Source organism: Cellulomonas sp. C5510, from assembly GCF_019797765.1.
GTDB lineage: Bacteria > Actinomycetota > Actinomycetes > Actinomycetales > Cellulomonadaceae > Cellulomonas.
This window is the reverse complement of record NZ_CP081862.1, coordinates 3,933,687-3,947,008: the sequence shown is the minus strand read 5'-3', so window position 1 is coordinate 3,947,008 and position 13,322 is coordinate 3,933,687. Positions and strand designations below refer to the sequence as shown.

The window sequence follows — 13,322 nt, the reverse complement described above, 5'->3', positions numbered from 1 at the left end:
CGTGGCCCCGGGGCGGGCGGCGCGACCGTCGGTGCGGGCGCGGCGGGTGCTGCTCTGGCTGCTCCGCCGCGCCGGGTCCGTCGTGCTCGTCGCCTGGGTGGTGGCGACCGTGGTGTTCTTCGCCCTGCGCGCCGCCGGCGGCGACCCCACGGAGGCGATCCTCGGCGGACCCGGGTCGCAGGCCGGCCCCGACGCGGTCGCCGCCGCGCGCGCCCGGTACGGGCTCGACCAGCCGCTGCTCGTGCAGTACGCGGTGCAGGTGTGGCGGGTGCTGACCCTCGACCTGGGGGAGTCGTACGCCCGGACCGTGCCCGTCGCCGACCTGCTGGCGGAGCAGCTGCCCGGCACGCTGCTGCTCGCGGTCGCGTCGCTCGCGCTGGCGTGGGTGCTCGCGCTCGCGGTGGCGACGGCGGCCGCCCGGGCCTCCGGACCGGTCGGGCGGGCCTGCGCGGCGGCGCTGCGCGGCGCCGAGGTGGTCGCCGCCGTGCTCCCGCACTTCTGGCTCGGCGCGGTGCTCATCGTGGTGTTCTCCTCGACGCTCGGGTGGCTCCCGGCGACCAGCTCCGGCACCGACCCCGCCGGTCTCGTGCTGCCGACCGTGACGCTCGCCGTGCCGGTGGCCGGGTTCCTCGGGCAGGTCATGCGCGACTCGCTGGACGAGGCCGCCGCGGCGCCGTTCGCGACCTCGGCCCGCGCCCGCGGCGCCTCGCCCGGGCGGGTGCTGTGGCGCCACACGCTGCGCCACGGCGTGCTGCCCGCGGTCGCGCTGTCCGGCTGGGCGTTCGGGTCGCTGCTCAGCGGCGCGGTGGTGGTGGAGACGCTGTTCGGCCGGCCGGGGCTGGGGCGCCTGCTGCTCGACGCGACGATGCAGCGGGACGTGCCCGTGGTGGTCGGCGCGGTGGTCGTCGTGGCGGTCGCGTACGTGGCCGTCATGCTGCTGGTCGACGTCCTGGAGCGGCTGCTCGACCCGCGGCTGCGCCCGGCCGCGGAGGTCGCGGGGGCCCGGGCGCCCGCGACCTCCCGGGAGCCGGCGGTGCTCGGGTGACCGCCGCAGCCCCCGGACGTCCCCGCGCCGCGCGCCGGACCCGGGGTCCCGCCGTCCGCGGTGTGCGCGCGGTGGTGCGCACGCTCGGCGCCCCCGGAGTCCTCGCGGCGGCCGCCGTGCTGGTCATGGCGGTCGCGGTCGTCCGCCCGGGCCTGCTCGCCCCCGGCGACCCGACCGCCATCGACGCCCGCGCCGCGTTCACGCCCCCTGGCCCGGGGCACTGGCTCGGCACGGACGAGTCCGGGCGCGACGTCTGGACCCGCGTCGTGCACGGCGCCGGCGCCTCGCTCGGCATCGGCGCGGCGGCCACCGCCATCGGCGTGGGCGCCGGGCTCGTGCTCGGCTTCGCCGCCGGTCTGGGCCCGCGGTGGCTCGACGCCGCGATCGGCCGGGTGCTCGAGGTGCTGTTCGCGCTGCCGACGCTGGTGCTCGCGCTCCTGCTCGTCGCGGTGCTGGGCGCCGGCGTCGAGGCGTCGGTGCTCGCGGTCGGCGCCGCGACCGCCCCGGGGTACGCACGCATGCTCCGGGGCCGCGTGCGCGCCGTGACGGCGAGCGGCTACGTCGAGGCGGCCCGGCTCGAGGGGCACGGGCCGCTGCGGGTGCTGACGCGCCACGTGCTGCCCAACACGCTCTGGCCGCTGGTGTCGGTGGCCACGCTCGGGATCGGGCAGGCCGTGGTCTGGGTGTGCGCGCTGAGCTTCCTGGGTCTCGGCACGCTGCCGCCGTCGCCGGAGTGGGGGGCGATGCTCAACGCCGGGCGGGTCTACATCGGCACGGCGTGGTGGCTGACGGTGTTCCCGGGCCTCGCGATCACGGTGACGGCGGCGGCGCTGACGGCGCTGGGCCGGCGCCTCGGGACGGTGGGGGCGTGAGCGCGCCGGAGGTCCCGCGGGGCGCCGGCGCCGTGGTGCTCGACGTCGCCGGGCTGCGGGTCGGCTTCGGCGCGACCGACGTGCTGCACGGCGTCGACCTGCGGGTGGCGGCCGGCGAGTGCGTCGCCGTGGTCGGCGGCTCCGGCGCGGGCAAGTCCGTGCTGGCGCGCACCCTCGTCGGGCTGGCGGGGGAGGGCGGCCGGGCGCGCGTGCGGTCCGACCGCTTCGCGCTGCTCGGCCGGGAGGCCCCGGCGCCCGGGTCCCGTGCCTGGCGGGCCGTCCGGGGGCGGGACGTGGGCCTGGTGCTCCAGGACGCGCTGGGCTCGCTCGACCCTCTGCGGACGGTCGGGGCCGAGGTCGGGGAGGCGCTCGCGGTGCGCCGCCCCCGTCCACCGCGGGCGGAGCGGACCCGGCGCGTGCTGGCGGCGCTGGCGGAGGTCGGTCTGCCGCAGCCGGAGGTGCGTGTCCGGCAGCGCCCGCCGGAGCTCTCGGGCGGCATGCGGCAGCGCGCGCTGATCGCCTCCGCGCTGGTCGCCCGGCCGCCGCTGCTGGTCGCGGACGAGCCGACCACCGCCCTCGACGCGACGGTCGCGGCGCGGGTGCTCGCCCTGCTGGGGGAGCTGCGGGACCGCGGCACGGCGGTCGTCCTCGTGACGCACGACCTCGGGGCGGTCGCGCGGGTGGCCGACCGCGTCGTCGTGCTGCACGAGGGCCGCGTCGTCGAGTCCGGCCCCGTCGCGCGCGTGCTGGCGGAGCCGCGCGAGCCGTACACCCGGGAGCTGCTCGCCGCGGCGCGGCTGGGCGACGGACCGGGGTCGGTGCCGCCGCCCGGGCCGGTGCTGCTCCGCGGCCGGTCGCTGCGCCGGTCCTTCCCGCTGCCGGGCGGCGGGCGCCTGGATGCGGTGGCGGACGTCGACGTCGAGGTGCGGGCCGGGGAGGCCGTCGGGCTGGTGGGCGAGTCGGGCTCGGGCAAGACGACGCTCGCACGGCTGCTGCTCGCGGCCGACCGCCCCGACGGCGGGGAGGTGGTGCTCGACGGGCGGCCGTGGTCGGCGCTGCCCGAGCGGGAGCGCCGACCACGGCGCCCGGGCGTCCGGCTGGTCCCCCAGGACCCGCTGGGTGCGGTCGACCCGCGGCTCACGGTCCGGGCGGTGCTGCGGGACGCGCTCGCGACGGCCCCGGCCCCGCGCGACGACGACGACGCGGAGTGCGCGCGGCTGCTCGCCGCCGTGCGGCTGCCGGGGGACGTGCTCGACCGGCGGCCCCGCACGCTGTCGGGCGGGCAGCGGCAGCGGGTCGCGATCGCCCGGGCGCTGGCCTCGCGCCCGCGGGTGCTGCTGCTGGACGAGCCGGTCTCGGCGCTCGACGTCCAGGTCCAGGCGGCGGTCCTCGACCTGCTGGTGGATCTGCGGCGCGAGTCCGGCGTCGCGATGGTGCTGGTGTCGCACGACCTCGCGGTGGTGCGCCGGGTCTGCGACCGGGTGCTCGTGATGAGCGGGGGCCGGGTCGTGGAGGAGGGTGCCGTCGCCGACGTGTTCGACGCCCCGCGGCACCCGGTGACCCGCGACCTGCTGGCGGCCCGGGCGGTCTGACGCCGCCCGGGCCGGGTGCCGTCAGACCGTGACGACGATCTTGCCGCGGGTGTGCCCGGTCTCGAGCGCGCGGTACGCGTCGGCGGCGTGCTCCAGGTCGAACGTCTGCGAGATCTCGACCGTCACCACGCCGCGGGCCGCCAGGTCCGCGAGGTCGGCGAGGTCGGTCGTGTCCGGCCGCACCCACACGTACTGGCCGCCGAGCTCGTCGCGCGCCCGCGCGTCGGTGACGGACACGACCGTGCCGCCCGGGGCGAGCAGCTCCGGCGCCGTGTCGATGGCCGCGCCGCCCACGTAGTCGAGGACCACGTCGAAGCCCGCGGGAGCGAGCTCGAGGGCGGCGGCGACCAGGCCGTCGCCGTACGCGACCGGCTCGGCCCCGAGGCCGCGCAGGTAGTCGTGGTTGCCGGGCGAGGCGGTGCCGACCACGCGGGCGCCGGCGTGCACCGCGAGCTGCGTCGCGATCGACCCGACGCCACCGGCCGCGGCGTGCACCAGGACGGTCGATCCGGCCCCGAGCCCCGAGCGGCGCACCGTCTGCAGCGCGGTGAGGCCGGCCAGGGGCAGCGCCGCGGCCTGCTCGAACGAGAGCCCGGCCGGCTTCTTCGCCGCCGTGCGCACCGGGACGGAGACGTACTCGGCGAGCGTGCCGTCGGACACGACGTCCTTGCGCGCGTAGGCCAGCACCTCGTCGCCCGCGACCAGCTCCGGGGTGTCCAGCCCGGGCTTCACGACCACGCCCGCCACGTCCCACGCGGGGACGGCGGGCAGGTGCGTGTCGATCAGCCCCTGCAGGTACCCCTCGCGGATCTTGTAGTCGACGGGGTTCAGCCCCACGGCGACGACCTTGACCAGGACCGAGTCGGGGCCGACGTGCGGCTCCGGGCGGTCCACCACCCGCAGCACCTCGGCACCACCGAACGTCTCGTACGCGACAGCCTTCATACCCGGTGCGAACGACGGTCCGGCCGGGGGCATTCCATCCGCGGGGCCGTCATCGCGGCCGAGGTCAGGCCGGCCGGAGCCCCATCGGGACGATCGGGGTCTCGAACCACACCGTCTTGCCGGCGCCCGGGTGGAGGTCGATGCCCCACCTGCTCGCGAGCTGCGCGACGATCCGCATCCCGTTCCCTCCGGGGCGGTCGGCCCGCCGTGGGCGCACCAGCGGCAGCGTCGGGTCGGGGTCGGTCACCGCGACCCGGACGCAGCCGTCGCGGCACTCGGCGGTGACCGCGATCCGGCGGAGCGGGCGCGAGTGCACCACCGCGTTGGTGAGGATCTCGCTGGTGAGCAGCTCGACCGTGCGGGCGGCCTCCGGTGTCGCGTGGGCGAGGGCGGCCTCCCGGACCGCCCAGTGCCGACCGGTCGCGACGGAGCGGGGGGCGGGGTCCAGCAGCAGGCGGTGCGCGTCGGTCACCGTGCCCTCCTCCCGCTCCCGTGCCCCGTCCGCCCGGTCCTCCGGGCGTCGCGTGGGCTCCAGGGTGCGCCACGTCGCCCGGGCCCGCATCCGGGGTGCACGCGAGCCCGGGCGGGGGGGTCACCCGGCCGCGTCGCCTCGGGACGGCCGGTGGTCGGCGTCGTGGCCCTCGCCGCCGCCGGGCTCCTCGTCGGGGGCGCCCCCGACGGACGCCGCGGCTCCGGCCGCGGGCTCCTCCGGGGGAGGCACCACCCGGATCCGGGCGATGCGCCGGCCGTCGACCGCCGTGACCTCGAGGCGGTGGCCGTCCACCTCGACGGAGTCACCCACGGCGCCGAGCCGCCCGAGGCGCGCGACGACGAAGCCCGCGACCGTCTCGTACGGGCCGTCGGCCAGGACGACACCGGTCAGCTCGGTGAACTCCTCGATGGTGATGCCGGCGTCGTACGAGCCGGGGGACCCGCCCTCGCGGGCCTCGGGGCCGGAGGACCCGGGCATGTCGTACTCGTCGCGGATGTCCCCGACGAGCTCCTCGACGAGGTCCTCCAGCGTGACGATGCCGTCGGTCCCGCCGTACTCGTCGACGACCACGGCGATGTGCACGCCCTCACGCCGCATCCGGGACAGGGACGGCAGCAGCTTGTTGGTCCCCGGCAGCACGACGATCTCCCGCATCACGTCGCGCACCCGCACGTCCGGCCGCGCCGGGGTGTCGAGCAGCTCGCGGATGTGGAGGAACCCCAGGACGTCGTCGAAGTCCTCGCCCGTGACCGGGTAGCGGGACCACGGCTGGTCGCGGACGCGGTCGAGCGCCTCGGTCAGCAGCAGGTCGGCCTCGAGGAAGCGCACCTCGCCGCGGGGGCGCATCACCTCGGCGACGGACCGGTCGGTGGCCTCGAAGACGTCGCCGAGGATGCGCCGCTCGTCCTCCGGGAGCCCCTGGTGCGCGATGACCAGGTCCCGGAGCTCGGCCTCCGACATCTCCTCGCCGGCGGCGTGCGGGTCGCCGCCGAACAGCCGGACGAGCAGGTTCGTCGACGCCGACAGCAGCCAGATCGCCGGGCGCATGAGCGTGGCGAACCGGTCGAGCGGCGGGGCGACCAGCAGGGCGACCTTCGCCGAGCGCTGCAGGGCGATGCGCTTGGGCACCAGCTCGCCGAGCACCAGCGACAGGTACGCGATGACGAGCGTCAGCACGACGAGCGCGATCGAGCCCGCGAGGGCGTCGGAGAGCCCGAGCGCCTCGAGTGCCGGGGCGAAGGACGGGGCGATGGTCGACGCCCCGTACGCGGCCGAGAAGAACCCGGCGACGGTGACGCCGATCTGCACGGCGGCGAGGAACCGGTTCGGGTCGCGGGCCACGGACGCCACGCGCGCCCCGCGCGCGCTCTGGCGCTCGAGGCGGTTGATCTGGCTCTCGCGCAGGGAGACCAGTGCGATCTCCGTGCCGGCGAAGACGCCGCCGAGCAGGATGAAGAGCAGGACGAGGCCGATGCTGCCCCAGGTCGCGGAGTCCATCAGCGGCGAGCCCCCTCACCGGTCGTGCGCGGGCCGGTGGTGCGCGGGGTGCGGGCTCGCCGCACGGGACTGCAGGGCTGGTCGGGAGGTGACATGCACCCATTCCAGACAGCGCGGGTCCCGCCGTCAACCGGGGACGGCGCTGCGCGGCGTCGTGCACAGGATCGGCACAGCACCCCCGCGAACGCGGGTCCGGAACCGCCTGTCGGCGCTGGTCAGGCTGCCTAGGCTGGCGGTGCCCCACGGCGGGGCGGCGACGGAGGGACGAGCGTGGGACCGGTGCGGCGCAGGGGAGCGGTGGCAGGGGCGACGGGACGGGCGGACGTCCGGACGGGGCGCGGTGAGGTGCCGGGGCGCGGTGAGGTGCCGGGGCGGCGCACGTCCGGCGCGCGCCGCCGGTCGCGCACCGGCGCCGTCGTGGCCGTGGCGGGCCTGGTGGTGACGCTCGGGGCGTGCTCCGGCGGGTCGGACGACGGCCAGGACACCGCCGACGCCCTCGCCGCCGCGATCGCCTCCGGTGACTTCGCGGACGTGCCGCTGGACGGCGCGACCGCCGCGGAGGCCGGCGAGCAGCGCGCGACCGCGTACGAGGGGCTCGACCCGTGGGTGCCGGCCGTCACCGCGGGCGACGTCCGGCCGGCGGCCGACGACGAGGACGCGGCGACGGTCGAGCTCGCGTTCGCCTGGGACGTCGACAGCAGCGACGACGACTGGACGTACTCGACGCACGCGTCCCTGGTCCGCGTCGACGACGAGTGGCGCGCCCGGTGGAGCACGATGACGCTCGCGCCGGACCTCACCACGGCCGAGGTGCTGGCGGTGCACCGGGAGCAGGCGGAGCGGGCCGACGTGCTGGGTGTCGGCGACGCGGTGCTCGTGGAGGCCCGCCCGGTGTACCGGATCGGCATCGACAAGACGCGGGTGACCGCGCAGGAGGCCGACGGCGCGGCGCGCGGGCTGGCGGCGGCGCTGGGCATGGATGCGGAGGCGTACGCCGCGCAGGTGGCCGCCGCCGGGGAGAAGGCCTACGTCGAGGCCATCGTGGTCCGGGCGGACGACCCGGCGTACGACGTCGCGGCGCTCTCCGGGCTGCCCGGCGTCAACGCGATCAGCACGACCCTGCCGCTCGCCCCGACCCGCGCGTTCGCCCGGCCGGTGCTCGGCACCGTCGGCGACGCGACCGCCGAGGTCGTCGAGGAGTCCGACGGCGCGGTGCGGCCCGGCGACCTCGCCGGGCTCAGCGGGGTGCAGAAGCAGTTCGACGCGCAGCTGCGGGGCCTGCCCGGTCTCACGGTGGTCGCGACGTCGGGCGGCGCGCAGGAGCGGCAGCTGTTCCACGTGGAACCGCAGCCGGGGGAGCCCCTGCGCCTGACGCTGGACCCGGCCGTGCAGCAGGCGGCGGAGGACGTGGTCGCCCGCGTCACCGACAGCGCGTCCGCGGTGGTCGCGATCCGGCCCTCGACCGGCGAGCTGCTCGCGGCCGCGAGCGGGCCGGGCGGCGACGGGACCTCGACCGCGACGCTCGGCCTCTACGCGCCGGGGTCCACGTTCAAGGTGGTCAGCTCGCTGGCGCTGCTCCGGGCGGGGCTCACGCCCGACAGCACGGTGACGTGCCCGGCGACCGCGTCCGTGGGCGGCCGCGAGTTCCAGAACTACCCGGGCTACCCGGCGGACGCCCTCGGTGACATCCCGCTGCGCACCGCCGTCGCCGAGTCGTGCAACACGGCGTTCCTGACGGCCGCCGGCGCCGCCCCCCAGCAGGCGCTCGCGGACGCCGCGTCGACCCTGGGCCTGGTCGACGGGGCCGAGCTGGGCTTCGCGGCCGCGCTCGGCTCCGTCCCCGCGGACGACGCCGGCGTCACCGACCACGCCGCGTCGATGATCGGGCAGGCGCGGGTGCAGGCCACCCCGCTGGGGATGGCGACGGTCGCCGCGTCGGTGGTCGCGGGGCACCGGGTCACGCCGCGGCTGGTGCGGGAGGACGGCACGCCGGCGCCGGCCGCGGAGCCGGACCAGCCGCTGACGTCCGGCGAGGCGGACGCGCTGCGCGCCATGATGCGCGCGGTCGTCACGGAGGGCGGTGGGGACTTCCTGCAGGACGTGCCCGGGGCCGAGGTGATCGCGAAGTCGGGCACCGCGCAGTACGGCGCCGACGACGCGCTGCAGAACCACGCCTGGATGATCGCGGGCTACGGCGACCTCGCGGTGGCGGTGTTCGTGGAGACGGGGGACTACGGCTCCACCACCTCCGGTCCCCTGCTGGAGGACTTCCTCCGCGCCGTGCCGCAGAGCTGACGGCCCCGTCCTCCTGCCCGAGGGGGAATTGCCCGTTTTGACCCGAGTGGGTGAAATGTGGGACCTCACCCGGGAGTTCACCCGAGGGGCCTTCCCCCGTGCGGGCGGGCGTCCTACAGTCGACGACGTCAGCGACAAGGGCAAACCCTCCGCGAGGAGGGGACGCAAAGCCACGGGACCCCCGCAGGTCAGCCGGGCTGCCGAACGAAGGACTTCACCATGGACCAGCGCGGCTTCTACGAGCCGGCCGAGCGCGACCGCAGCGGTGCCGACCTCCTCGCGGACGGGACGCGCACCGCGTCCCGCCTCTCCGCCTGGACCCGTCTCGCCGCGACGCTCGCCGCCGCCGGGGACCGGGTCCCCGCCCAGCGGGAGTGCACCTCCGCCTCCTGAGCGGGACTACAGCTCGCCGACCCGCTGCAGGTAGCGCATCGACGCCCAGCCGACGGGGATGCGCAGCCAGTACGTCAGCACCCGGAACAGCACGGCCACGGACGTCGCCACACCCGGGTTGACCCCGACGACCGTCAGCGAGGCGGCGAGCGCGATCTCGGTCGTGCCGATGCCCCCCGGCGTGGGGGCGACCGACCCGGCGGTGTTGCCGGCGAGGAACACGATGGCGGCCTGGACCAGCGAGAGCTCCTGGCCGAACGCGCGCAGGCAGACCTCGAACGCCAGGACGTAGCCGAACGTCGTCAGGACGTTGCCGGCCAGCCCGAGGGCGAGGCGGGACGGCTGCCCGAGCACCTCGATCAGCCGCGGCCACGTCTGCCGGAGCGTCGGCAGCGTCTTGGCCGCGACCCACTGGCGGACCCTCGGCACGAGCAGGGTGCTGGCCACCAGGGCTGCCAGCACGCCGATCGCGATGATGACGGTCGGCGACACGGTGAACCGCTCGAGCTGGTTGGTGCCCGACGCGACCGACAGGCCGAGCAGCAGCAGCATCGTCACGAGGAACTGCGCGACCTGCACCAGCGCGACCGTCGCGGTCGCGAGCGACGCCGACGTCCCCCGCCGGGTCAGCAGCCGCAGGTTCAGCGCCGCCGGCCCGATGCCCGCGGGCGCCGCCAGCGCGACGAACGTCGCCGCCGACTGCGCGACGGACGCGCGCCAGAGCGACAGCTTGACGGGGGAGAACGCCACGAGGCTCAGCGCGGCCCCGAACAGCGTCGTCATGCCGAGCGCGAACGCCAGCACGCTGAGCCGCCAGTCGGTCGTCCGCAGCGCGTCGAGGATCGTCTGCAGGTTGATCGACGTCAGGACGATGATGACCGCGGCGGTGGTCAGCAGGATCGTGAGGACGGTGCGCGCGCCGAACCGGATGAGCTGCACGGGCTCGACGTCGGCCTCGGGGAGCCACGCGACCAGTGCCGACCGCAGCTCGGCCAGCACCTCCTTGTGGGCGCGCAGCTCCTCACGGGTCCGGCGCGGAAGGGCGACGGTCTGCAGCAGCGGACCGATCGCGGCGATGTCGGCCTCGGGCAGCACCGCCACCGCCGACCCCAGCGCACGCGCCGGACCGACCCGCAGCGCCAGGAGGGCGACCATCTGCGTGCGGTCCATGCGCTGCGCGAGCTCGGACGACGCGACGTCGCCCAGCTCCCAGCCGACCAGCCACACGCGGGGCCCGTCACCGCGGTCGTCGACGAGCACCACGTCGCTCGTCAGGGCGCGGTGCGCGAGACCCGCCTCGTGGGCGGTGCCGAGCTGCGCCCAGATCTCCTCCAGGACCTCGTCCGTGATGCGCTCGGGGTCGAGGTCCGCGAGCGGCGTCGCCTCGGACACGCGGTCCTGCACCAGGATCATCGACGACTCGGCCTCGGCGACCCCCCGGAGCTGCGGTGCCCGCACCCCGGCGGCCGTCGCGCTGTAGGACAGCAGCGCCGCGCGCTCCGCGGCCTGCCGCAGCGAGACCACGGAACGCCCGTCGATGCCGCGCAGCCGCAGCGAGCGCCACAGCCGGCTGAGGAAGCCCACGACCTGCCGGTCGCCGTCGAGCACCACGACGTCGAGCAGCCGTCCGTCGGTGGTCGTCATCTCGTACACGCGGTGGTCGGCGGACCGGACGAGCGCGCGCGCCGCCGGGGTCCCGGGCCGGAGCCCGTCGCCTGCGGTCGCGTCGTCCTCGGCGGTCACCCGGACGAGCTGCCGCGGCTGCCAGCCCGCCCGCCGGACGCCCGCGACCAGGCTCGCGCCGTACGCGCGCTCGGACCGGGCGCCGGACACGTACCGCACCGCGAGCCCGCTGGCCCGGCCGATGAGCAGGGCGACCGCGACGCCCGGCAGCGACACCCCCGCCGTGACGACCATGATCCCGACGGCGACCCACACGAGGTTCCACGACCACGCGACCGTGCGGCGCCGGGTGCGGGGGCCCGTGGCCGTCAGCAGGCCCGCGATCAGCGCGATGTAGCCCGGGACGGTCAGGGTCAGCTCGCCCCGCAGCCGCACCGACAGCCCGTTCACGAGCTGGTCCGAGCCGAGGTTCTCGATCAGCCACGCGCTCGCGGACGTCACCAGCACCGCGAGGATCGCCGCGACGGACGCCTCGATCATCTGCCGGCCGAGCCGGCGCGCCGCGAGCTCGGCGAGCACCGCGACCGGGACGACGAACGTCACCACGGTCTCCAGCAGCGCGACCGGCACGATGAGGATCTGCCGCAGCAGCGCGGAGAAGCCCTGCACGTCCTCGGCGACGCCGGACGTGGTGTTGTGGGCGTAGGTCGCGAGCACCATGACAGCGACCGCGCCCAGCACGCTGGCCACGACGCCGAGCAGGTCGCCCGGGTGGTGGACGCGCACCTCGGGGCTGTCGACCACGAGGGGTCGCTCGAGCCCGCGGCCCGGCGTGGCTGCGGGCGCAGGCCCGGCGGCGGGTCCGTCGGGCCGACCGGGCGCCGCCGGCGCGCTGGTCGAGGCGTCGGACATGCTCTGGAGTGTAGGCAGCGGCCACCCGCCGCACCGGGCACTCCGGGGGCTCGCGGTGCGATTCCGTCCTCGAGGATGAGTGCCGCGGGACCGCGTCTCCGTCGCGGGGATGACTCCCGGGGTCTAGCGTGACCGGCAGGCGCCTGGCGACCGCCGGCGCGCCGGGGACCCGAGCTCGGGAGGCGCACGTGGCGGACGACCTGGAGGGCAGGCTCGCGGCGGTGCTGCGGTCCGTGTGGTGGTTGCCCGTGCTGCGCGGTGTGCTGCTCGTGGTGCTCGGGCTGCTGCTGCTCGTCGAACCGCTGGGCACGCTGGTCGCGCTGATCTGGGTCTTCGGCGTGTTCGCGGTCGTGGACGGGGCCGTGGTGCTGCTCCAGGCGCTGCTCGCGCGGGGCCGGCCCGGGTTCGGCTGGCTCGTCGCCGAAGGGGTCGTCGGGATCGGCTTCGGCGCGCTCATCATGCTGTGGCCCGGTGCGACCGCCCTCGTGCTGTTCTACCTGCTCGCGCTCTGGCTGCTCGTGCTGGGCGTGACCGCGGTGGTCGTGGCCGTCTCCCAGTTCCGGGCGCGCGACCTGGCGTGGGCCGGGACGCTCGTGTTCGGTCTGATCGCGTTCCTGTTCGGCCTGCTGCTGGCGATCCGCCCGCAGGGGACCGCCGACGTGATCGTCACCGTCTACGGGCTGTTCGCGTTCGTCGCCGGCGTCGTCATGGTGGTCGCGGGACTGGCGACGCGGTCGTTCGGGCGGCAGCTCGCCGCCGCGGGCCGGGGCGGGTCCGCCGCGTCCGGGCCGTCGACGCCGGCCTGAGCGCGCCGGGCCAGCCCGGTCAGCGGATCCCGAGCGCCTCGCGCCACTCCGCGGGGATCAGGGCGTACCCGACGAACGCCACCACGTCGAGCACCGTGTGCGCCACGACGAGCGGGAACGTCCGTTGTCGCCGCCGGTAGTACTCCGCGAACACCAGGCCCATGACGACGTTGCCGACGAACGGCCCGATGCCCTGGTACAGGTGGTACGAGCCGCGCAGCAGGGCGCTCGCCACCAGGATCGCCGGCGTGCGCCAGCGCAGCTCGCGCAGGCGCTCCATGAGGTAGCCGACCACGACGACCTCCTCCAGCAGCGCGTTCTGCAGGGCCGCCAGGATCAGCACCGGGACCGTCCACCAGGCGGCGTTCAGGGCCGCCGCCTGCACCTCGACCGTGATCCCGATCGCCCGCCCCGCCACGTACAGCCCCAGGCCGGGCAGCCCGATCAGCGCCGCGAGGCCCACGCCGACCGCGACGTCCCGGCCGGGCCGCGCGCGGTCCAGGCCGATCCGCCGCACCGCGCTGCGGCCGTTCGCCGACAGCAGGTACAGCGCGAGCGCGACGGGGACCAGGGCGAACCCGATGGACAGCAGCTGGTAGACGAGGTCGAGGTACGGCCGCTCCGACCGGCTCGCGTTCAGCGTCGCCTGCTGCTGCGCCAGCGGCGTGTCGGCCGTGAGCCGCGCCACGATGTTCACCAGGGCGTACACCCCGGACTTGCCGAGCGACAGGCCCAGGACGATCCAGACCTCGGCCGTGAGGCGGCGGCGCCACGCGCGGTCGGACACCGGGGGCGTGCCGGGCACGGCCGGTGCGGGCAGCCGGGGCGACTGGTCGGAGGTCACCCGGG

General features: G+C 76.7%; 11 protein-coding genes and 1 riboswitch. Of the genes, 6 read left to right on the top strand and 5 right to left on the bottom strand.

The genetic code is table 11. From position 1 onward, the window contains the following. Position 1 precedes the first annotated feature (1 nt). Genes K5O09_RS18005 through nikE form a run of 3 tightly spaced genes read left to right on the top strand, consistent with a single transcriptional unit; the run spans position 2 to position 3,509 of the window. Positions 2-1,045, top strand: a complete 1,044-nt coding sequence (locus K5O09_RS18005; protein WP_255595863.1) for an ABC transporter permease — start codon at positions 2-4, stop codon at positions 1,043-1,045. Further along, complete coding sequence (locus K5O09_RS18000; RefSeq protein WP_370635493.1) at positions 1,042-1,917, top strand: ABC transporter permease; 876 nt, start codon at positions 1,042-1,044, stop codon at positions 1,915-1,917. The genes K5O09_RS18005 and K5O09_RS18000 overlap by 4 nt, the downstream gene beginning before the upstream one ends. Continuing rightward, a complete protein-coding gene (nikE, locus tag K5O09_RS17995; RefSeq protein WP_255595860.1) occupies positions 1,914-3,509 on the top strand; it encodes an ABC transporter ATP-binding protein in 1,596 nt (531 codons plus the stop codon). Before K5O09_RS18000 ends, nikE begins: the two co-directional genes overlap by 4 nt. 21 nt (positions 3,510-3,530) lie before the next feature. Here the strand turns inward: nikE and K5O09_RS17990 are convergent, their stop codons facing one another. The 3 genes from K5O09_RS17990 to K5O09_RS17980 all read right to left on the bottom strand — a co-directional run bounded on the left by K5O09_RS17990 (position 3,531) and on the right by K5O09_RS17980 (position 6,444). After that, on the bottom strand, positions 3,531-4,454 hold the full coding sequence (locus K5O09_RS17990; RefSeq protein ID WP_222170809.1) for an NADP-dependent oxidoreductase: 924 nt from the start codon (positions 4,452-4,454) through the stop codon (positions 3,531-3,533). Positions 4,455-4,518: 64 nt separating this feature from the next. Next, complete coding sequence (locus K5O09_RS17985) at positions 4,519-4,926, bottom strand: ATP-binding protein (protein ID WP_222170808.1); 408 nt, start codon at positions 4,924-4,926, stop codon at positions 4,519-4,521. 120 nt (positions 4,927-5,046) lie between these two features. After that, on the bottom strand, positions 5,047-6,444 hold the full coding sequence (locus K5O09_RS17980; protein WP_222170807.1) for a hemolysin family protein: 1,398 nt from the start codon (positions 6,442-6,444) through the stop codon (positions 5,047-5,049). Positions 6,445-6,741: 297 nt separating this feature from the next. Here K5O09_RS17980 and K5O09_RS17975 point away from each other — a divergent pair, with 297 nt between their 5' ends. Together K5O09_RS17975 and K5O09_RS17970 are read left to right on the top strand one after the other, a co-directional pair. Further along, a complete protein-coding gene (locus tag K5O09_RS17975; RefSeq protein WP_255595858.1) occupies positions 6,742-8,739 on the top strand; it encodes a penicillin-binding transpeptidase domain-containing protein in 1,998 nt (665 codons plus the stop codon). 129 nt (positions 8,740-8,868) lie between these two features. Beyond that, a riboswitch (cyclic di-GMP riboswitch) is annotated at positions 8,869-8,944 on the top strand. Positions 8,945-8,958: 14 nt separating this feature from the next. Continuing rightward, positions 8,959-9,132 carry a hypothetical protein gene (locus K5O09_RS17970; protein WP_222170806.1) on the top strand — a complete coding sequence of 58 codons (174 nt, stop codon included), beginning with the start codon at positions 8,959-8,961 and terminating at the stop codon, positions 9,130-9,132. Between the two features lie 6 nt (positions 9,133-9,138). On the opposite strand, the gene K5O09_RS17965 is transcribed toward K5O09_RS17970, so the two are convergent. Further along, a complete protein-coding gene (locus K5O09_RS17965; protein WP_222170805.1) occupies positions 9,139-11,667 on the bottom strand; it encodes a lysylphosphatidylglycerol synthase transmembrane domain-containing protein in 2,529 nt (842 codons plus the stop codon). Positions 11,668-11,855: 188 nt separating this feature from the next. On the opposite strand from K5O09_RS17965, the gene K5O09_RS17960 reads away from it, so the two are divergent. Then, a complete protein-coding gene (locus K5O09_RS17960; protein WP_255595857.1) occupies positions 11,856-12,473 on the top strand; it encodes an HdeD family acid-resistance protein in 618 nt (205 codons plus the stop codon). 19 nt (positions 12,474-12,492) lie between these two features. Here K5O09_RS17960 and K5O09_RS17955 read toward each other — a convergent pair whose 3' ends face one another. After that, complete coding sequence (locus K5O09_RS17955; RefSeq protein ID WP_222170804.1) at positions 12,493-13,317, bottom strand: CPBP family intramembrane glutamic endopeptidase; 825 nt, start codon at positions 13,315-13,317, stop codon at positions 12,493-12,495. Positions 13,318-13,322 lie beyond the last annotated feature (5 nt).

What these genes read in the sequence shown, in the direction of transcription:
- K5O09_RS17990 (WP_222170809.1), bottom strand. Translation starts at nt 4,454, where the DNA reads ATGAAGGCTGTCGCGTACGAGACGTTCGGTGGTGCCGAGGTGCTGCGG.
- K5O09_RS17980 (WP_222170807.1), bottom strand. Translation starts at nt 6,444, where the DNA reads ATGGACTCCGCGACCTGGGGCAGCATCGGCCTCGTCCTGCTCTTCATC.
- K5O09_RS17970 (WP_222170806.1), top strand. Translation starts at nt 8,959, where the DNA reads ATGGACCAGCGCGGCTTCTACGAGCCGGCCGAGCGCGACCGCAGCGGT.
- K5O09_RS17965 (WP_222170805.1), bottom strand. Translation starts at nt 11,667, where the DNA reads ATGTCCGACGCCTCGACCAGCGCGCCGGCGGCGCCCGGTCGGCCCGAC.